At 69.5% G+C, this 19,518-nt stretch carries 13 protein-coding genes and 1 pseudogene; 5 read left to right on the plus strand and 9 right to left on the minus strand.

Annotated elements, in window-relative coordinates:
- The first annotated feature begins 3 nt into the window (after positions 1-3).
- From E0W60_RS07930 to E0W60_RS07945, 4 genes are all read left to right on the plus strand, one after another.
- Entirely contained in the window at positions 4-3,126 is a 3,123-nt protein-coding gene (locus tag E0W60_RS07930; protein ID WP_133094792.1) for an efflux RND transporter permease subunit, read from the plus strand.
- A gap of 255 nt (positions 3,127-3,381) precedes the next feature.
- Positions 3,382-3,993, plus strand: a complete 612-nt coding sequence (locus E0W60_RS07935) for a hypothetical protein (protein ID WP_133094793.1) — start codon at positions 3,382-3,384, stop codon at positions 3,991-3,993.
- Between the two features lie 150 nt (positions 3,994-4,143).
- Positions 4,144-4,347, plus strand: a complete 204-nt coding sequence (locus E0W60_RS07940; RefSeq protein WP_133094794.1) for a CsbD family protein — start codon at positions 4,144-4,146, stop codon at positions 4,345-4,347.
- Between the two features lie 249 nt (positions 4,348-4,596).
- Positions 4,597-6,015 carry a sensor histidine kinase gene (locus tag E0W60_RS07945; protein ID WP_133094928.1) on the plus strand — a complete coding sequence of 473 codons (1,419 nt, stop codon included), beginning with the start codon at positions 4,597-4,599 and terminating at the stop codon, positions 6,013-6,015.
- Positions 6,016-6,126: 111 nt separating this feature from the next.
- Here the strand turns inward: E0W60_RS07945 and E0W60_RS07950 are convergent, their stop codons facing one another.
- On the minus strand, positions 6,127-6,624 hold the full coding sequence (locus E0W60_RS07950) for an acyl-CoA thioesterase (RefSeq protein ID WP_133094795.1): 498 nt from the start codon (positions 6,622-6,624) through the stop codon (positions 6,127-6,129).
- A gap of 182 nt (positions 6,625-6,806) precedes the next feature.
- On the opposite strand from E0W60_RS07950, the pseudogene E0W60_RS07955 reads away from it, so the two are divergent.
- A pseudogene (locus tag E0W60_RS07955) lies at positions 6,807-7,206 on the plus strand (thiamine pyrophosphate-dependent enzyme); the annotation flags it as partial.
- 64 nt (positions 7,207-7,270) lie between these two features.
- Here E0W60_RS07955 and bcsR read toward each other — a convergent pair.
- The 8 genes from bcsR to bcsZ are packed head-to-tail and all read right to left on the minus strand — an operon-like array spanning position 7,271 to position 19,517.
- Positions 7,271-7,468, minus strand: a complete 198-nt coding sequence (gene bcsR, locus E0W60_RS07960; RefSeq protein WP_135703571.1) for a BcsR/BcsP family cellulose biosynthesis protein — start codon at positions 7,466-7,468, stop codon at positions 7,271-7,273.
- Complete coding sequence (bcsG, locus tag E0W60_RS07965; RefSeq protein WP_135703572.1) at positions 7,465-9,054, minus strand: cellulose biosynthesis protein BcsG; 1,590 nt, start codon at positions 9,052-9,054, stop codon at positions 7,465-7,467. The genes bcsR and bcsG overlap by 4 nt, the downstream gene beginning before the upstream one ends.
- A 42-nt stretch (positions 9,055-9,096) precedes the next feature.
- The gene (bcsA, locus tag E0W60_RS07970) at positions 9,097-11,691 is read right to left on the minus strand and encodes a UDP-forming cellulose synthase catalytic subunit (RefSeq protein WP_240745763.1); all 2,595 of its coding nucleotides are present in this window, start codon (positions 11,689-11,691) and stop codon (positions 9,097-9,099) included.
- Positions 11,688-12,500 (minus strand): cellulose biosynthesis protein BcsQ, encoded by an 813-nt coding sequence (gene bcsQ / locus E0W60_RS07975; RefSeq protein WP_135703573.1) that lies wholly within the window; start codon positions 12,498-12,500, stop codon positions 11,688-11,690. Before bcsQ ends, bcsA begins: the two co-directional genes overlap by 4 nt.
- On the minus strand, positions 12,497-12,700 hold the full coding sequence (locus tag E0W60_RS07980) for a hypothetical protein (protein WP_029047114.1): 204 nt from the start codon (positions 12,698-12,700) through the stop codon (positions 12,497-12,499). Before E0W60_RS07980 ends, bcsQ begins: the two co-directional genes overlap by 4 nt.
- Positions 12,701-12,721: 21 nt before the next feature.
- Positions 12,722-14,461, minus strand: a complete 1,740-nt coding sequence (gene bcsE, locus E0W60_RS07985) for a cellulose biosynthesis protein BcsE (RefSeq protein WP_135703574.1) — start codon at positions 14,459-14,461, stop codon at positions 12,722-12,724.
- Positions 14,462-14,475: 14 nt separating this feature from the next.
- The gene (locus E0W60_RS07990) at positions 14,476-18,318 is read right to left on the minus strand and encodes a cellulose synthase subunit BcsC-related outer membrane protein (protein WP_135703575.1); all 3,843 of its coding nucleotides are present in this window, start codon (positions 18,316-18,318) and stop codon (positions 14,476-14,478) included.
- Positions 18,303-19,517: a cellulose synthase complex periplasmic endoglucanase BcsZ gene (gene bcsZ / locus E0W60_RS07995; RefSeq protein WP_135703576.1), complete on the minus strand. Its 1,215-nt coding sequence runs from the start codon at positions 19,515-19,517 to the stop codon at positions 18,303-18,305. Before bcsZ ends, E0W60_RS07990 begins: the two co-directional genes overlap by 16 nt.
- Position 19,518 lies beyond the last annotated feature (1 nt).

Raw genomic sequence — 19,518 nt, forward strand, 5'->3', positions numbered from 1 at the left:
CACATGATCTCGCGCATCGTCAGCTTTGCCCTGCACCAGAAGCTCTTTGTCTGGCTGGGCCTGCTCATCTTCGTCGGCGGCGGCCTGGCCGCGTTCAAGAACCTGCCCATCGAGGCCTTCCCCGACGTATCCGACATCCAGGTCAACGTCATCACGCTGTACCCGGGGCGCGCCGCGGAAGAAGTCGAGCGGCAGGTCACCATCCCGATCGAGACCGCGCTGGCCGGCACGCCCAACGCGGTGCGGGTGTTCTCGCACACCCAGTTCGGCCTGTCGTTCATGATGGTGACCTTCAATGACCGTGCCACCGACGTGACCGCGCGCCAGCAGATCCTGGAGCGGCTGCGCAGCGTCGACCTGCCCGACGGCGTGCATCCGGACCTGGCGCCGCTGTCGACCGCGATCGGCGAGATCTTCCGCTTCCGGCTGACCGGCAAGGGCTATACGCCGCAGGAGCTGCGCACGCTGCAGGACTGGGTGGTCGAGAAGAACCTGCGCCAGGTGCCGGGCGTGGCCGACCTGGTGACGATCGGCGGCACCATCAAGCAGTACGAGGTCAACCCCAACCTCGCGCGCATGCGCGACGCCAAGATCTCGCTGTCGCAGCTGTTCACCGCGCTGCAGCGCGCCAACGCCAACGCCGGCGGCGGCGCCGTCGCGCACGGGCGCCAGCAGTTCCTGCTGCGCTCGCTGGGCAGCTTCCGCACCTCGGCCGACATCGCCAACGTGGTGGTGGCCGAGAACAACGGCACGCCGATCCTGGTCAAGGACATCGCCGACGTCAAGGTTGGCAGCGCGCCGCCGCAGGGCCTGATGGGCCAGGACGACGAAGACGACATCGTCTCGGGCATCGTGGTGATGCGCAAGGGCGAGAACCCGTCGCTGGTGCTCGAAGCGCTGAAGAAGCGCATCGACCTGCTCGACGACCAGATCCTGCCCAAGGGCGTGAAAATCGTGCCGTACTACGACCGCTCCACGCTGATCGACAAGACGCTGCACACGGTGTTCGGCAACCTGGTCGAAGGCGCGCTGCTGGTGATGGCCGTGCTGTACCTGTTCCTGGCCAACGTGCGCGCCGCGGCGATCGTGGCGCTGGTGATCCCGCTGGCGCTGCTGTCGACCTTCATCGGGCTCACCTGGGTCGGCATCCCGGCCAACCTGCTGTCATTGGGGGCGATGGACTTCGGTATCATCGTCGACGGCGCGGTGATCGTGGTCGAGAACATCTTCAAGCGCCTGGGCGAGCTCAAGGAGCAGCAGATCCGCGACAGCAAGGCGCGGCTGCACGCGATCCTGCTGGCCACCACCGAGGTGGGCCGCCCGACCGTGTTCTCGATGGTCATCATCATCGCCGCGCACATTCCGATCTTCACGCTGCAGCGGCACGAGGGCAAGATCTTCGCGCCGATGGCCTATACCGTGACGGGTGCGCTGATCGGTTCGCTGATCATTTCGCTGACGCTGGTGCCGCTGCTGTGCCACCTGCTGCTGACGAAGAACATCGCGCACGACGACAACTTCATCGTGCGCCATTGCAAGCGGCTGTACGAGCCCATGCTGGGCTGGGCGCTGGACCACAAGAAGCTGGTGATCGGTGCCGCGCTGGGCCTGCTGCTGGTGACGGTGGGCGTGGGCAAGTTCCTCGGCAGCGAATTCCTGCCCGAACTGGACGAAGGCTCGATGTGGGTCAGCTTCGACCTGCCGGCCTCGGTCTCGGTCGATGAGGCGCGCGACCAGGCGCGGCTGCTGCGCAGCATCATCCGCAAGACGCCGGAGGTCAATACCACCATCTCCAAGGTGGGCCGCCCCGACGACGGCACCGATCCCAAGCTGATCAACACCGTCGAGGTCCTGGTCGATCTCAAGCCCGAGAAGCAATGGCGCGATGGCTTCAACAAGCGCGCCATCATCGGCGAAATCGACAAGAACTTGCGCCAGCTGCCTGGCATCGAGCCCAATTTCTCGCAGCCGGTGCGCGACAACATCCTGGAAAGCATCTCGCAGATCAAGGGCCAGATCGTGATCAAGGTGCAGAGCGACAGCCTCGAGCAGAACAAAAAGGTGGCCGACCAGATCCTGGCCAACGTGCAGTCGGTCAAGGGCGTGATGCGCGCCTTTATCGACCGCGACGGCGAGCTGCCGCAGTATGTGCTGGAGTTCGACCGCGCCCAGGCCGCGCGCTACGGCATCAACGTGGCCGACGTGCAGGACCTGATGGAAACCGCGCTGGCGGGCAAGGCCGCCACCGAGCTGTGGGAAGGCGAGCGCCACTTCAGCGTGGCGGTGCGCCTGAAGCCGTCCGAGCGCGAGCTGCCCAACCTGCCCAATATCTTCATGCAGACCGCCGATGGCGCGCAGGTGCCGCTGTCGCAGCTGGTGACCTTCCGCGCAGCGTCGGGCGCGATGAACATCAGCCGCGAGAACGGCCAGCGCACCACCTCGATCGGCATCTTCATCCGCGACCGCGACATGGGCAGCGTGGTCAAGGACATGCAGGCGCTGGTGAAGAAGAACGTCAAGGCCGACGACGTCAAGATCAGCTGGTCGGGCGAATTCGAGAACCAGGAGCGCGCCATGGCGCGGCTGGCGATCGTGGTGCCGCTGTCGGTGCTGATGATCTTCCTGCTGCTGTTCAACGCGTTCAAGTCGTTCAAGAGCGCGACGCTGATTATCTCGAACATCCCGTTCGCGCTGGTCGGCGGCGTGTTCGCGCTGTTCCTGACCGGCATCCCGCTGTCGGTGTCGGCGGCGATCGGATTTATCGCACTGTTCGGCCAGGCCGTGCTCAACGGCGTGGTGATGGTGACCTACTTCAACCAGCTGCGCGACGAGGGCATGCCGGTGCGCCAGGCCGTGCTGACCGGTTCGATGGACCGGCTGCGCACAGTGCTGATGACGGCGCTGCTGGCAATGCTTGGCCTGTTCCCGATGGCGATCTCGCGTGCGATCGGTTCGGAGACGCAGCGCCCGCTGGCCATCGTCATCATCGGCGGCCTGATCACCGCCACGGTGCTGACGCTGATCGTGCTGCCGACGCTGTACGAATGGATGGTCGGCCGCAACTGGCCGGACGAAGAAGCCCCGGCGCCTGACGAGAACAGGCTGACGACGTCTATCTCCGGCTGAGGCTCCCCGGCTGGTGTCCTCCCCTGTTCCGTGAGCGGTACAGGGGATTCTTTTTTTGCGCGCTATCCCCGCAAGTGCCGCTCCCGGACCCTGGTGTCGGAATAGTCTGACGCGCCTTTCGGAACCCAACGCCTGCTTCCCATTACCCCTGCAGCCTACGCTGTACATACGGCGTGGCCAGCAGCGCATCGCCGCCGGCCCCTTATGCGTACGACTATGCGTACGACCACGCAACCAACTGGAAAGGAGCTCGACATGATGAAGAAATGGCTCACTGCAGCAGTGTGTTCGATGATGGTCGCGGCCCCCGCGGGCTATGCCCTGGCCCAGGCGACAGCGCCCGGCACGCCGCCGGCCACCACGGCCGCCGCTGGCACCCGCGCCGACTATGACGCCGCGGCCAAGCAGGCTGATGCGGACTACAAGGCTGCCACCGCCAAGTGCGACGGCATGAAGGACAACGCCAAGGACGTGTGCAAGGCCGAGGCCAAGCGCGACCGCGACGTGGCCAAGGCCCAGGCCGAAGCCCGGCGCGACGGCACGCAGAAGTCCATGGCCAAGGCCGAGAAAGTGAAGGCCGACCGTGACTACGACGTTGCCAAGGAAATGTGCGACGACAAGAAGGGCAACGACAAGGACGTTTGCAAGAAGGACGCCAAGGCTGCCCATGAAAAGGCCCTGACCGCCGCCAAGGTCGACAAGGCCGCGGCAACCGGCTCGCGCACCGATGTGGCGGAAGCCCGCGCAGATGCCAAGAAGGACACGATGGACGCCGCTTACAAGGCCGACAAGGAACGTTGCGATGCAATGTCCGGCGATGCCAAGGACAAGTGCCAGGCTGACGTAAAGGCCAAGTACGGCAAGTAAGGTGGCAAGTAAGTCGACAGGCAGCCCATGCCGGCGCAGTCGCCGGCATGGTCCAGCCGGGCCGCCCGCCAGCCCCTGGCGGACCATTCATCGACGCAATGGCGGGCGGCCACCGCGCGGCCCGTCCGCCCCCGCATGAAGGAGCACAACATGAACTGGGACCAGATCGAAGGCAAGTGGGAGCAGGCCAAGGGCAAGATCAAGGAAAAGTGGGGCAAGCTCACCGACGATGACATCGCGCAGATCAATGGCAAGCGCGACCAGCTCGCCGGCCGCATCCAGGAGCGCTATGGCTACTCCAAGGAGCGCGCCGAGGAAGAGATGAAGGCGTGGGAAAACGACTCGCGCTGGTAAGCCGGTTTGTCACGGCAGCATAAGGCGGGACGTCCTTGGACGTCCCGCCTTCTTTGTTGCCCGGGCTGCGCTCTGGATACCCCCACGTCGTGGGGAGTGATCCCCGCTGCATTAAGCAGGCGTTAGCTCTGTATGCAAAGAAATGAAGCACGCATCACGCGCAGACGTCATAACATGTCGCGTCGCGGCAGCGCGCCAGCGATAGGCGCCGACCTGCCGCTATACGCCTGCTGGCTACCCGCACCGCGCATGTACGCTGCCCTGCCTGCCTTCGTCTCGTCCACCTTCCTCGGTTACGGCCTCTACGTGCTGGTGACCAAGGGGGTCACGCGCGTGTCGGCATCGTTCTTCCTGCTGTGCGTGACCACCTTCGCCTGGCAGGGCACGTGGGTCTTCCTGTACCAGGCCACGCATCCCGACGTGGCGCTGTTGCTGGCCCGCCTGGGTTACCTGTTCATCCTGTTCCTGCCGACGACGTTCTACCACTTCATCGCCGAAGTGACCGAGCGCCGCCGGGAACGGCCGCTGCTGCTGGCCTCCTATGGGCTCAGCCTGGTGCTGGTGGTGCTGCTGCTGACCACCGGGCAGGTGGTGTCGGGCTACTACACCTATTTCTTCGGCGACTATCCCAAGGCCGGGCCGCTGCATCCGCTGCACCTCGCGCAGACCGTGCTGGTGGCGATCCGCAGCGCCTGGATCCTGGCCGAGGCCCGCCGCAACGCCACCGCCGAACGCCGCAAGCGCTACAACCTGTGCCTGGTGGCGGTGGTGCTGTATTCGCTGGCGGCGGTGGACTACCTGGTCAACTACGGCGTGGCCTTCTACCCGCCGGGTGTGGTCTTCGTGGCGGCGAGCCTGGGCATGCTGGCTGTCAGCGTGGTGCGCTACGACCTGATGCATCCGTATTCGCTGGCGGCCACGGTCGCGCATGAAGTGCGCACGCCGCTGGCCACGATCCGCATGCAGGCGCAGGAGCTGGCGCGCACCTGGCCGCAGGTGCTGCAGGGTTACCAGCTGGCGGTCGAGCAGGGCCTGTGCGAAGACCGCATGCGCCCCGGGCAGCTCGAGCGCGTGTCGAGCCTGGTCGGCGCGATCACGCGCGAGGTCGACGGCACCAGCACGGTGATCGACATGGCGCTGGCCTCGGTCACGCTCGAGCGGCTGGACCGCAGCACCTTCGCGCCGCACGGCATTGCCGACTGTGTCCATGCGGCGCTGGAGCGCTACCCGTTCCAGGGCGATGAGCGCGGCTGGGTGCATGTGCGCGGCATCGATGCGGGCTGGCGCTTCGTCGGTTCCGACACGCTGCTGGTCTACGTGCTGTTCAACCTGCTCAAGAATGCGCTGCATGCGATCCGCGCCACCGGCGGCGGGCGCATCGACATCACCGGCGCGACCGAAGGCCAGCACCATGTGATCCGCTTCCGCGATTCCGGCCCCGGCATCGCGGCCGACGTGCTGCCGCGCATCTTCGAGCCGTTTTTCTCGACCAAGGCGCATGGCCTCGGCGCCGGCCTCGGGCTGGCATTCTGCCGCCGCGTGATCGAGACCTTTGGCGGCCGCATCGAGTGCGAGTCGGTGCCCAGGGTGCACACCACCTTCACGCTGCGGCTGCCGCGCTTCACCCCGATGGCCGACAGCCGGCTGCGCACCAGCACCGCCGGCTGAACCACGCCGGCGGTAGGGGTCATGCCACAACGTCTTGCTGCCTTTCAGCGTGCATTTCAGCGGGTATCAGGCCAGGCGCTGCACTGACGCATGCCACGCCGGGCCGCTGCATCAGCTGGCAAACCGGGGCAACGCCAGCTCATACTCCTTCACCCGTTCGATGATTCCCGCCGGGAAGCGCGAAATGCGCTTCTGACGGTCGGCAAACACGATCTGCTGGTAACCCAGCGACACCGGCTTGCCGCCCACGCAGAAGCGGAACAGCAGGTAGGCCGAGCACTGGCGCACCTGGAAGGTGTTCAGGTAGCAGTCCACGCGCTGGAACGGGAAGGTCTCCTCGACATACTCCTGGTGCGCGCGCTTGGTCACGAAGACGCCGCCGGCGGCCAGCAGGTTGTCATGGATGCATTCATGGAACCACCGCTCGCGGCAGATGCCCTGCCATTCGAAATAGCGGGCGAAGTACGTATTCATGAAGGCGTTGGAATCCTTGAGGTAGATGTCGATTGCATGGTGGAAGGTCTTGTGTTCGCCGGCCTCGAGCGAGCCTGGCTCCGGCATCGTCGTCGCGTGGTTCAGGACTTGGGGGATCACGTCTCGCATCAACATGTGTTGACTCCTTGAAAGGGCTGCAGGCGGCAGCCGCGCCTGCCCCGGGGAGGTCGGGGCATGCTGGCATTCTGGCCGGATGCGGTGCGCTGATGTGCATGGTGTGGCACGCAACATCATCGGCGACCAGGCCACCTGCCACCGGCCGCTCGATGCGCCGCTGACCGCCGATACCGAAGGCTCTGACCGGTGGCGCCATCGGCGACGGCCTGCCCCTGGCGGTCGGCGCGGCGGTGGCGCCACCGGACCGGCGCGTGGTGTCGCTGCAGGCCGACGGCTCGGCCATGTACACGCTGCAGTCGCTGTGGACCATGGCGCGCGAACGGCTCGATGTCACCGTGGTGCTGCTCGCCAACCGCAAGTACGCGATCCTGCTGGGCGAACTGGCCGGCGTCGGGGCAAGCCCCGGCAAGACCGCGCTCGACATGCTGGGCCTTGGCAATACCGGACCTGGACTGGGTCAAGCTGGCCAACGGCATGGGCGTGGAAGGAGCGCGGGCGAAGGACATGGAGACCTTCGCCGACCTGTTCCGGACGGCGAACGGCCGCAAGGGACCGTTCCTGATCGAGCTGGTGATCTGACCGGACGATAGCGGCCACGCCGTCGAGCCATGCAACGGCCGTGCCGGTACGGCGGCCGCGGCGGTCAGGCGTCGCGCGGCGGCGCCTCCGCGTCATAGCCCAGCAACCCCGCCAGCAGCGGCCAGCGCCGCGCGGCCGCTTGCGCGGCCCGCCGTTCCTGGTGGTCGAAATACCGGCGCGGGTCGAAGCCGTCGACCTCGCTGCCAAGGACGTCGATATCGCTGCGCGCCAGCGGCTGTCCGCGTGCGTTGGCCGGCTTCATGGCTTGCCCTCGATCCAGACCCCGTCCGGCGTGCGCACGACATAGCCGTTGCCTTCGCGCATGGTCACGGTGGCCTCGTTCTCGCCGACCATCTGCGTCTGCGGCAGGTCGCTGGCATAGCTGGCCAGCGCCGGCGCCTGCGCGGCGAACGGGTTCTCGGCAATCAGGTTGGACAGCAGCTGCGACAGGCCCAGGTAGCTGGTGGGCGCATCGATGGTGACGGTGCTGTTGTTGGGCCTGGGCAGTCCCACCAGCTTGACGCCCACCGGCACGTTGATGATGCGCGGGGTCGGGATCTCGCGCATGCCGGCGATCTGGTTGGCGTCGCCGCGCAAGGCCGCGCCATGCTCGGGCACGAACACGATCACCGCGCGCCGGCCCGATTGCGCCACCATCTCGATGACCTTGTCGATGTCGCCCAGCAGCCGCGACAGCCGCAGCGGATAGGACTCCAGGCTGGACAGCCGGTTGTCGGTCATGCGGTTGCCGTCGTGCAGCGTCACGGTGTTGTAGTACAGCGCCTGCGGCCCGCCGCCGGCCTGCTGGCGATCGCGGAACCAGCGCTGCAGCACGTCGAAGTCGCCGATGACGGGCGAGTTGTCGAACGAGCGCATCGCCACCGGCAGGCCGGTGTTGGGGGGCGGCGCGACGCCGTCGACGCCGATCTCCTTCTGCACTTCCTTCAGGAAGTTGTCGAAGTGGCCGTCGTGGTTGAGCAGCATGCGCGTGGAGAAACCGGCCTGCGCCAGCGCCTGGAACAGGTGGCACTGGGCCGGCGCCGGGTCGTACAGCGCCTTGTGCTCGGGCTGGCCGCAGGCCGCGCGCAGCACGCGGATCGCCGCCGGGCCGCTATAGCTGGCCGCCGAGCTGAAATTGGTGAACAGGAAATCGAAGCGCTGCAGCAGCGGGTTGTCGCGCGCGCGCGCCGTGTCCAGGTCGTCCCATGACAGCGAGCAGACATGCAGCACGATCACGTCGTACTGCGTGTCTGGCGTGGCCGCCATCCGCGGGAAGCTGACCTGGCGCAGCGCTTCCTGGTTGCGTAACGCGGCCAGCCGGGCATCCGGGCCGCTTGCGGCGACCTCGGCACCGCCAGTGCCCAGCGCAGCGCCCGTGGTCAGCGCCGCGGTCGCGGTGCCGGCGCGGGCGCCCGCGATGCCGCCCGGTTCGCCGGCGCCGTACAGCGCCTGCCACAGCGGAACCGCGACCAGCGCGCCCAGCACCAGCGTTGTCACCCGCACCCAGCGGTTCACGAGCCAGAAGATCACCAGCGCGGCCAGCGCGACCAGCAGCATCTCGCGCGTGATCACGCGCTGCGCCAGTTCCAGCATGTACGCGGGCGTAAACGCCTGCAGGCTGGTGAACTGCGAGACCACGCGCGCGAAGGGCGGCAGCTCCGATTCGCGGTACATCAGCGCGGCGCCCGCCACCACCGCCAGCATGTGCCGCAGCGCGGACAGCGCCGGATGGCGGATGCGCACCACCAGCACCAGCGCGAACAGCAGGTTCAGCAGCCATTGCGGATGCAGCCGGCCGATAAAAAACAGGTACAGCTTGGCGATGAAGTAAAGGTTCCAGATGCCCATTGTCCGAAGCGTGGCGTGGCCGCGTTTCCGTTGTGTTTGAGTTCAGAGCCGTCGCGGGCGCACGCGCTCGGCCAGCGCCGTGGTGGCGCCGCGGAACGCATCGACCAGCCGCAGCAGCCCCTGGTAGCCCATCTCGATCACTTCCTTGAGACCGCGCAGCGGCACGTCCACCGGTTGCTCGTCGACCCAGTGGATCCAGGCGTCGGCGCGGCCGAAGGTGCACTGGACCAGTTGCTGCTCGGTGCGCGCGTCCATGCCGTCGAAGCGCACGCCCATCTGCCGCTCGACATTGCGCGTCACCACCGCCGGGAAATGGTAGCTGCGGGTGCCGCGCGACAGGCACACGCCGACGTGCGTGCCGGGCTCGACCCTGGCCTCCACCGGCAGCGCCAGGCCCAGCCCGCCCAGCGAGTAATTCTCGGTCTTGCAGGCGAGCGTGCGGCCGTCGGGCAGCAGCAGCGTCGCCGGCACGCGCATCGGGATGCGGTGCGACACGCGCACCTGGCGCGCCTCGCGCGCCACGCCGATGGCCGCGCCCAGCATCACCAGGTTGGCCAGCGCCCAGCCCAGGTTCATGATGATCGCCGAGGGCTCGAAGGCCGGATCGAACAGGATGCGCCCCAGCCCCAGCAGCAGCGCGATCACGTTCAGCGCCAGCAATACCAGGTAAGGCTTGGAAATGGTCCAGTCCAGGTATTCCTCGCGGATTTGTCCGCCCTTGGCCGTGACGTTGAACTTGCCCAGCTTCGGGTTGATGAACGCCATCGTGGTCGGCAGCACGATGTACCACGCCAGCACCGATTCATAGACCTCGGCCCAGAACGAATGCCGGTAGCGTCCCTGCAGGCGCGAGTTGGTGACGTTGGCGACGAACAGGTAGGGCAGCACGTAGGCCATGATCAGTACCGCCGAGGTATGGATCACATGCAGCCCGAAATACAGGTACGCGATCGGCATGGTCAGGAAGATCAGCCGCGGCACGCCGTAGAAGAAGTGCAGCATCGCGTTGGTGTAGCACAGGCGCTGGAACAGGTGCAGGCCCTTGCCGAACATCGGATTGTCGATGCGGAAGATCTGCGCCATGCCGCGCGCCCAGCGGATGCGCTGGCCGATATGGCCCACCAGGTTCTCGGTGGCGAGCCCGGCGGCCTGCACGATGCGGATATAGGCGCTGTTGTAGCCGCGGCGATGCAGTTTGAGCGCGGTGTGGGCGTCCTCGGTCACGGTCTCCACCGCGATGCCGCCGACTTCTTCCAGCGGCGCGCGCTTGATCACCGCGCACGAACCGCAGAAGAAGGTGGCATTCCAGAAGTCGTTGCCGTCCTGGATCAGGCCGTAGAACAGGCTGCCTTCATTGGGCACGCGGCGGAAGGTGTCGAAGTTGCGCTCGAACGGGTCCGGCGAGAAGAAATGGTGCGGCGTCTGCACCATCGCGCATTTGGGGTCGGCGAGGAACTCGCCCATCGTCATCTGCAGGAAGGAGCGCACCGGCATGTGGTCGCAGTCGAAAATCGCGACGTACTCGCCCTGCGTGTGCCGCAGCGCCGAATTGATATTGCCCGCCTTGGCATGCGCGTGCTCGGTGCGTGCCAGGTAGCCCACGCCGGCGTCGCGCGCGAAGTCGCGCACTTCGTCGCGGGCACCGTCGTCGAGGATATAGATGCGCAGCTTGTCCTGCGGCCAGTCCAGTCCCAGTGCGGCGTAGACGGTCGGCTGCAGCACCCGCAACGGCTCGTTGTAGGTGGGGATCAGCACGTCGACGGTAGGCCAGCTCGCGGTATCGGGAGGCAGCGGCGCCGGCTGGCGGTTGAGCGGCCAGATGGTTTGAACGTAGCCCAGGAACAGCACGATCCAGGTATAGACCTCGGCCGCGAACAGCAGGTAGCCGAAGACAGCCTCCGGCACGCTCTCGAACTGCAGCGTGGTCGTGATGCGCCACCAGATATAGCGGCCGGCCATCATTACCGATAGCGCGGCCATGGCCAGCGTGGCGGCGCGCCCCGGGATGCGGCGCAGCACCAGCAGCCCCAGGATGATCAGCACGGCCAGCAGGAGCTGGTCGCGCAGCGGCAGCGGCGTGGTGCACAGCAGGATGCCCGCGGCGGCGGCCAGCGACAGCAGCGCCGGCATCAGCCACGGCACGCCGGACAAGGTGGGCGACAGCGACTCGAGGCGCAGTCCCACGCGTTTCCAGTCGATGCCCGGCAGCCGCGCCAGCAGTCGCCGGCGCAGCCGCTTGGCGCGGAAGTAGACCGGCTCGAGCCAGCCGCGGAACCAGCGGCGCAGCGCGCTCGGCTCGGGCGGCGCCTGCGGCTTGCGGCGATGGTGCACGTCGGCGGCGAGCGGCACCAGTGCGCGCGGCGGCCGCAGCAGCGCCCGGCTCAGCCAGATGCCGGGGCCGTGCCGGTGGCGCGGGATGTCCAGGCGCTGGCGCAGGCGCCGCCGCATCCAGCTGGCGGTGAGCAGCGCCAGGTCGGGGCGCCCGCGCGGCGGGGTGCGGAAGAACACCCGCAGCAGCCACAGGCTGACCGGGGCTTCGGCGGCCACGCCCAGCTCGCGCGCCAGCGCGCGGCGCAGCGCCTGGAACCAGTCGGCCGCGCGCTGGCGCAGCGGCAGGGGCAGCAGCGCGCGCATCATGTCCGGTCGGCCTCGGCGGCCATCTGGCGGGCGCCCATGTCGCGCACGCTGGCGGGTCCGGCGTTGCCGCGCACGGCCAGCAGGCTCCAGCCCGATACCCACGAGGCCAACCCCTGCAGGTCATGCGCCGCCTGCGAGTACGGCGTGCTGCGGCAGAAGCTCTCGCCGCGGGCAAAGGCTTCGGGCACGGCGGCGTCCTCGTGCACTTCATACGGCAGCAGCTCGCCGTCCAGCGTGGCGCGCAGCAGCACCGAGATATCGGTATGGAGCTGGCGCGCCGGCTGCAGCCGCGTGACCGCGCAGGCCACGGCGGCGCCGCTCTCGCGCAGCGCCGCGCGCAGCGGCGGCAGCGTGGCGCAGGTCTGCGGCTGCGGCGGCACCAGCACCAGCACGAGATCGGCCGCGGCAATGGCCTGGCGCGCATGCGGCGACGGCCACGGCGCGCTGTCGACCAGCGCCAAAGCATTGCTCGGCAGGTCGACCTGGGCCAGCAGGCCGCGCAGCCAGTGCGGATCGCGCTCCATCCGCTCGGCCATGCGGCCTTGCTCGGCCGCGCTGCCGGGATCGCCCCACGGCACGAACAGCACGCCGTCGTCGCTGCGCTGTCCCGCTTCATTCCACCTGGCGCTGTTGCACAACCCTGCGCCGGCCGGCGCGCGCAGGCCGAAGTGGAAGCCAAGCACCCCGCGCGGGTCGCATTCGACGGCCAGCGCCGGATGGCCGTGCCAGGCCAGCAGCGTGGCGAGTTCGGCGGTGACGGTGGTGCGGCCCGCGCCGCCGACGGTCGAGACGATGGCCACGGTCTTCATTCGCGCTCTCCGCTCGCCTCGCGCCAGCGCCGGCCGCGGATCACCACCGGCTGCAGCTGGGGCGGCAGCCGCACCGCGCGGCGCGCGCGCGGCAGGCGCCAGCGCGGCAGCAGGCGCAGCAGCCGGAAGTGCCAGACGACCCAGGCCACCGGCACGGCCAGGATCAGCCCCCAGATGAAATAGCCGAGAAACAAGTCCATGGTGTTTCCTGTCGATCTTGCCTAGCGTTGCGGCTTCAGCGGGATGGCAAACGCCTGTGGCTGCGCGCGCCGGCCACGGCGCGCGCGCGAGGTCGCGGGCAGCGGGATCGGCGCGTCCTGCGGCGGCAGTTCCGCCGGCGCCGCCACCGGCGACGGACCGGGCTGGCTGGCCAGCCAGCCGCTGTAGTCCTGCACCGGGCGCTGCGCGAGATCGGATTCGAGCCGTTTAAGCGAGCCCAGGATCGATTCGGGATCGCCGCAGCGCAGCTCCCCGCCGAACAGCTCGGACATCGGCCGCACAAACACATGGCGGCACGCGGTCTCGACGTTCTCCATGCGGCAGGCGAAGAAGAAGGCGTAGACCGCGTTGCTGCCGGCGGTGCACAGGTCGCCGGCATCCTGCATCTGGCACGCGCGCAGCGCGTCGACATGCGCCACCTCGGGCAGCAGCGGCAGCTCCAGCAGCACGTGCGGCAGCCGGATCACGCTGCTGCGTTCGAGCGTGGTGCGCACCAACGAGACAAAGTCGGCGGGCGGCACGTAGCCCGTGGCGGCGGTGGCCACCACCGCGGACAGCGCGTTCTTGTAGTCCGGCAGGATCGGGCGCGAGAACACCTGGCCCTGGATCGCCTCGATCATGGTCTGCACGCGCGCGAACGGCGTGTTGCGGTGGATCACCAGGCTGGCGCCCAGCGTCAACATCAGCAGCTCGTAGCGCTGGCGCAGGATCTCGTGGTCCTCGCGCACCACGATCTTGAGCGCCTTGCCGCCGTCATGGCGCAGCTGGTGCACCTGGCCGGCCAGGGTCTCGAGCTCGGCGATCTGGCCGTAGTGCAACACCACGGTGGCCGCGACCGCTCCGGCGGCGGCGGCCACCGCGGCGGCGTTGTCGTCGACCACCTGCCAGTGCGCGGGGATCCAGCGTTCGCGCAGCACGGCTGCGCGGCTGACGATGATGCGGTCCTCGTCGGGGGCCAGCAGCGTCGGCGCCTCGCCGGGCGCGATGGCTTCGTCGGCGCCGCTGCCAGCCACCAGGCCGCGGTCTACCGGCGAGAAGCGCAGCGGCACCATCTCGGGCGGCAGGATCGCGTCCTTGTGGCGCCAGAAGCCGACTTCCCAGACAAAGTGCCCGTGCTGCTGCGCCAGCCGCGCGACGCCGGCGAAATGCCGGTGGAACCCCGCCAGCGACGCCAGCTGCAGCGCTTCCGTGCCGCCGGGCGGCGCCATCACCAGCAGCACGCCACAGCTGTTGCTTCTGCACCATCGTGCCAGCAGCTCGCCGTCATCGGCCAGCGCGACCGGGTCGTCCCAGCGGAAATACGCCTGCGCGCCTTCCACCAGGAACTGGCTGCCCTGTGCGCCGCACTGGTCCACCATGGCCTGCAGCGCTTCGGTCAGCACGGCGATGCCGGAGCGGCCGGGCACGCCACGCAGCGTGCAGACGTTGGCGCGCGGATGCAGCGTGCGCGAGCGTTCGATGTCGAGGCCGTGCGCGCGCAGCATGTCGGCGATCCCGGCCGGTTCGCGCGGGGACAGCACCGTGGTGCGTGCGCGCAGCAGCCGTGCCGCGCTCTGCCAGAACAGCGCGTCGCAGGCGGGCGTGGCGTCGGCATAGACCACGTGCACGGCGGTGGGCTCGAGCGCCGCCAGCGCCGGCGGCAGCGCATCGATGGCCAGCGCCGGGCGCGCCTGCAGCCAGGCGCGCGGCTTGTTGCGCGTGCGCGGCGGCGGCGGGGCGGTGGGGCGGCTGGCGTCGTTCATCGTGTCGGGATGGCTCAGTAAGTCGAATACGGCCGCACCGGGGTGGGCGGGTAGGGCACGGGGCCCTGTTGCTTGTCGAAGATATAGCGCACGTAGGCCTGCGCGCGGTTTGGCGCGTAGTCGCGCGAGCGGTCGATCTCGAACACCGCGCCGGCGACCCAGTGCGGGGCAAGACGGTACTCGATCGCCGCGCCGATGGTATAGCTGAAGCCGCCGCCGGAGCCGCCGCCATAGGTGGCATTGCCGGAGAGTTCCTGCAGCCGGGAATCCGTCGGGTAGTACGGCATCGACTTCTCATACGTGCTCGACAGCCCCACCGAGCCGCGCACGCGCCACGACAGCTTGTCGCGGCGCCCGGTCCAGTCCAGCGGGATGCCGAACGACAGGTAGCGCTGCGGGCTGTAGTAGCCGCCGTGTCCGAAGCTGTAGTAGCGCTCGTTCTCGCTGTAGCGCCAGTAGTTCAGCACCAGGCCGCTGGTGAGGCGCTGGTCGCGCCGCACGAAGACGGGCACGTCGAAGCCGGTGCGCACGGTGAACTCGCGGTTGGTCAGGACATTGTGACCAGTGTAGATGCCGTATCCCAGATCGGCGAACAGGCCAAAGCGCCCCACGTCGCGCGCATAGCGCACATGCACGCCGTTGCGCACCACGCCGCCCCAGGTGGCCGCGGGCGAGACCACGCCGGTGGTCGGGTCGACATGGGCGGGATCGGTGGCGCCGGCGTACGACACCAGGCTGCTGGTGACGGCGCGGCGCGAGACGTCGATGGTGGTCGATGCCGGCCCCATCTCGCCGCGCCAGCGCAGCCCGCCGACGATGTTCTGCCGCAGGAAGCCCAGCGGCGTGGTGCCGATGTCGGCACGCCAGCTGTTGTAGGCGCCGTTGAACTCGTAGCCGGCCGCCAGCGCCACGCCGCGGTCGTTCTGGCCGATCGGGCCGAGGCCGGTGTTGCCGAGCGCGCGGATGCGCCCGAAGTCGCGCGAGGCGGACAGGTTGTCGGCGGGCAGCGTGCCGGCATCGAGCAGCACCGTGTCGGCATGGAAGAATGTGTGGCCGGTGTAGCCGTGCGGAATGCGCACGTACAGCGGGATCTCGGTTGCCAGCAGGCGCGAGATGCCGGGATCGCCGGTCTTGTGCGAGAACAGCACCGCCGAGGCCACCTGGCCTTCGCGCCGGGCTTCGAGCGAGGCCAGCGCGCGGCCGGCCGCGGTGCCTTCGGCGCCCTCGGGGCCCGGGCTGACGCCCTCGCGCTGCTCCAGCACGCGCGCCTCGCGGTACAGCGCCGCGGCCTGGTCGAAATCGCCGCGCGACTGCGCGATGCGCCCGGCCTGCACCGCGATGTCGGCGTGCCCGGGATAGCGCTGGCGCAGCGGGCCGACCACCGCCACCGCCTCGTCCTCGCGCCGCATCGCCGTGAAGCGGCGCGCGATCGACAGGCGCGTGTCGATGTCGTCCCCCGGGGTATCGGCGAGCACCGCGCGCACGATCTCCAGCGCCTGGTTCTCGTCGCCCTGGCGCTCCAGCATGTTGGCCACCATCAGGCGCGCGCCGGCGTCCGTCGGGTTGGCCGCCAGCACCTGGCGCGCGGCGTCGGCGGCGCCGGCATAGTCGCCGCGGGCCTCGCGCAGGTCGGCCAGCGCCAGCAGCCAGCGGCGCTCGCGCTGCTGCGCTGCGGGCACGGCCATCAGCGTGCGCTGCGCCCCGGCGAAATCGCCCTCGGCAATCAGGCGGTCGCTCTCGCGCACCGCCAGCCGCAGCGACTGGTCGTCGAGATCGGCGCGCTGCGCGGCGTTCAGGCCGGGACGCGCGCGCACGTCGGCGATCCACGCGCGCAGCGCATCGTCGTGCCCGGCCGCGGCCAGCAGTTCGCCATAGCGGATGCGCACGTCGATGGCGGGGTCGTCCGGATGCGCGTCGAGCCAGTCCGTGACCAGCTTCAGGCCGGTGTCCGGCTGGCCCAGCGCGATCCATTCGCGCCCGACCGAGGCCAGCATCTGCGGATCGTCGGGCACCTCGGCTGCGGCCGCGCGCAGCCGGGCCATGGCTTCGTCTTCGCGGCCCTGCGCGGACAGCTGGCGCGCTTCGCGCAGGAGGCGCTGCGCGGCCAGGTTGCCGGACAGGCGGCGCATGCCGTCGGAGCGCTCGGCGTCCGGCACGCCAGCCAGCAGCGCACTGGCGGCGTCGATGTCGTCGACCGAATTCAGGTAGAGCGCCGCGGCATAGCGCATCTCGGCGTTGCCGGCGGCGGCCACGCCTTCGTCCATCACGCGCCGGGCCAGCACGGGCAGGCCCAGGTCGCGGTAGGCGCGTGCCAGCGTGAAGCGCGTCCAGGGATCCTGCGGCGCCAGCCGGATCGATTCTTCCAGCCGTGCCAGCGCCGGGCTCTGCTTGCGCTGCGCCAGCAGCTGTTCGCCCTGCAGCGCGAGCAGTTCGGCGCGCAGGCTGCGCAGCTCTTCGGCCGAGTCCTTGAGGCGGCTTGCGGTGCTGGCGATCAGTGGCCCGGTCTCGTCGCCACGCCCGCTTTCATTGAGCAGCCTGACCAGCGTGCGCAGGCTGCCGATATCCGGCTCGGGGCCGGCAAGGTTGGCGCGCAGCAGGCGTTCGGCCTCGGCCGGCCGGTCCTGCGCGATCAGCGCGTCGGCGAGGATGGCGCGGGCATTGGCGTTGTCCGGCTGCTGCTGCAGCGCCTGGCGCGCCAGCGCTTCGGCCTGCGCCGGCTTGCCCTGGGCGTTGGCCTCGCGCGCGCGCGCCAGCGTGCCCCAGAACGTGGCGGTGCCCTGCAGGCTGCGCCATTTGCCGCGGTTGCCGGGATCGAGCTCGGCGGCGCGCGTGCACAGTTCGCGCGCTTCGTCGTGGCGTCCCTGGCGCAGGCGCACCAGCCCCAGGTTGCCAAGCGTCTCGCCTTCGTTGCGGCGCTTGCGGTTGGCGCTCTCCAGCGCGGTTTCGGCCTCGCGCACATTGCCGCGCGCCAGCTGCTTCTCGCCCTCGCGCCGCGCCTGGTAGGCCGGGCTGGCCTGCTCGCGCTGGCGCGCGGTGCCGTGCTTGCCCAGCTCGGCCAGCGTCTGGCGCGCGGCGTCGTCGTCCGGCACTTCCTGCAGGTAGGCCTCGTACCACTTGTAGTACGCGGGATCGTCGCTGACGTTGTAGAGCGTGCGCCGCCACATCTCCAGCGCGCCCTTGCGGTCGCCGTCGGGCCGCCGGGCAATGCGCTGCAGGATGCCGAGCCCTTCCTGGCGCGTCGCCTCGCGGTCGGTCAGCAGGCTGGCCAGTGCCATCTGCAGGCGCAGGTCGTCAGGGTTCTGGCGCACGCGCGTGCGCAGCTCGGCAATGGTGGCGGTGCGCCCGGCGGGCGTGCCGGCCAGGATGCGGTAGTAATCGATCGCCAGCTCGCCGCGCGGGGCGCCGTGCGGGAACAGCCTGTGCAGCCGGGCGATCGCTTCGTCGGACTTGCCGGCGCGCGCCAGCAGCCGGATGCGCGCCATCTCGGCCTTGTCGCGCGTGGCGATGCGCCAGGCGTCTTCCAGTTCGAGCGTGGCGGGATGGCCGGGGTTGGCCTGGCGCAGCCGGCGCAGGATCTTCTCGGCTTCGAGCGGGCGGTTGGAGCGCAGCTCGATCAGGCCCATCAGCATCAGCGCGTCGGGCTGGTTGGGATCGATCAGCAGCGCCTTGTCGAGGATGCCGCGGGCCACGTCGGTGCGGTTCTTGGCTTCCCACATGCGTGCCGCGGACAGCAGTTGCGCCAGCTCGGGCGAGGGCTTTGCAGCCGGTTGGGCCAGCGCCGGCGCGGCCGCCATCGGTGCCACCGTGGCGGCGCCGAACAGTGCCGGCAGCAGGATCGGATTCAGCGCGCGGGGCATCCGGTCTTCCATGCGGGCAGCAGCGCGCCGTCTTGGGCAAAACGGTACTGGCCGTCGAGATAGCCGAGCCCGAACAGCGTCAGCACCTGGGTGTAGTAGCCGGCCTGGCCGCCGGGCTCGCGCTGCGCCAGCTCGCGCGTGCGGCGCGCCTGCGCGGCGGCCTGGTCGGCGCGGCCGAGCGCGGCCAGGTAAGGCGCCACCGCGGCGCTGAAGCCGCCGTTGCCCGCGTTGGGGCCGGGCTGGCCGGTCTGGGTATCGATGCGCTCGGGCGGGTAGCCCCTGGCCGCGACATAGTCGGCCAGCGGCGTGAAGGTGCGCAGCAGCGCGGCGCGCTGGGGCTCGTCGGCCGGCAGCGTGCCGGCCCACAGGTAGACGCGGATCGCGTTGTAGGCGCTTTCGGCGCGGGTGGCCGCGTCGGGCAGGAAGCCGCGGCCGGCTTCGTATTCGACCCAGTCGGGCGAAAAGCCGCGCGGCGCGGTGTCCAGCATCAGCCGCGCCGACGTGCCGACCATCTGCTGCCACGCCGGCTCTTCCGGCAGCGCGGCGGCGAGCCGGCGCATCACCTGCAGCGGCACGTAGCTGGGGTTCAGGCGCCAGCGCTTGTCGCCCAGCCTGAAGCCCTGCGGTCCCGGCAGCACGGTGCGGCCCAGGCCGGGCAGCAGCGCGGTTTCCTCGCGCAGGATGCGCCGCGCCAGCAAGGTGCCGAGCGCGGTGAAGCGGCGCTCCTGCCACAGCCGGCCCGCTTCCAGCAGCGCGTAGGCGATCCACAGGTCAGCGTCGGATGCCGGGTTGCTGTCGATCACGCCCCAGCCGCTGCCCGGGTTGTCCACATGGCCGGCGCTGGCTGCCTGCGCGGGCGTGAGCTTGCCCCAGATCCACGCGGGCAGGCGCGAGGCCAGGTCGCCCTGGGCCAGGTTGTTCTCGGTCCAGGCCAGCAATTTGTCGAAGCTGGCGCGGTCATTGGCCACCAGCGCGAAGAACAGGCCATAGGCCTGGCCTTCGGACACGGTGGCCTGCTGGTCCGAGCTGCGGTCGATCACGCGCCCGTCGGCGCTCATGAGGTGCTGGCGGAAGGCATCCCAGTCGGCCCACTTGCAGGCCGGTGCGGGCGCGGCATTGGCCGCAATGGGGGCCAGCGCGGCACAGGCCAGCGCGCCGGCCGCCAGCCATCGGCCCAGCCCTGTCAGCGTGCGCCGCATG

The organism is Cupriavidus oxalaticus (assembly GCF_004768545.1).
Taxonomy (GTDB): domain Bacteria; phylum Pseudomonadota; class Gammaproteobacteria; order Burkholderiales; family Burkholderiaceae; genus Cupriavidus; species Cupriavidus oxalaticus_A.

What these genes read in the sequence shown, in the direction of transcription:
- bcsA (WP_240745763.1), bottom strand. Translation starts at nt 11,691, where the DNA reads ATGATGCGCGCGCTGCTGCCCCTGCCGCTGCGCCAGCGCGCGGCCGAC.
- bcsQ (WP_135703573.1), bottom strand. Translation starts at nt 12,500, where the DNA reads ATGAAGACCGTGGCCATCGTCTCGACCGTCGGCGGCGCGGGCCGCACC.
- E0W60_RS07930 (WP_133094792.1), top strand. Translation starts at nt 4, where the DNA reads ATGATCTCGCGCATCGTCAGCTTTGCCCTGCACCAGAAGCTCTTTGTC.
- E0W60_RS07945 (WP_133094928.1), top strand. Translation starts at nt 4,597, where the DNA reads ATGTACGCTGCCCTGCCTGCCTTCGTCTCGTCCACCTTCCTCGGTTAC.
- E0W60_RS07980 (WP_029047114.1), bottom strand. Translation starts at nt 12,700, where the DNA reads ATGGACTTGTTTCTCGGCTATTTCATCTGGGGGCTGATCCTGGCCGTG.
- bcsE (WP_135703574.1), bottom strand. Translation starts at nt 14,461, where the DNA reads ATGAACGACGCCAGCCGCCCCACCGCCCCGCCGCCGCCGCGCACGCGC.
- bcsR (WP_135703571.1), bottom strand. Translation starts at nt 7,468, where the DNA reads ATGAAGCCGGCCAACGCACGCGGACAGCCGCTGGCGCGCAGCGATATC.
- E0W60_RS07990 (WP_135703575.1), bottom strand. Translation starts at nt 18,318, where the DNA reads ATGCCCCGCGCGCTGAATCCGATCCTGCTGCCGGCACTGTTCGGCGCC.
- E0W60_RS07950 (WP_133094795.1), bottom strand. Translation starts at nt 6,624, where the DNA reads ATGTTGATGCGAGACGTGATCCCCCAAGTCCTGAACCACGCGACGACG.
- E0W60_RS07940 (WP_133094794.1), top strand. Translation starts at nt 4,144, where the DNA reads ATGAACTGGGACCAGATCGAAGGCAAGTGGGAGCAGGCCAAGGGCAAG.
- bcsG (WP_135703572.1), bottom strand. Translation starts at nt 9,054, where the DNA reads ATGGGCATCTGGAACCTTTACTTCATCGCCAAGCTGTACCTGTTTTTT.
- E0W60_RS07935 (WP_133094793.1), top strand. Translation starts at nt 3,382, where the DNA reads ATGATGAAGAAATGGCTCACTGCAGCAGTGTGTTCGATGATGGTCGCG.
- bcsZ (WP_135703576.1), bottom strand. Translation starts at nt 19,517, where the DNA reads ATGCGGCGCACGCTGACAGGGCTGGGCCGATGGCTGGCGGCCGGCGCG.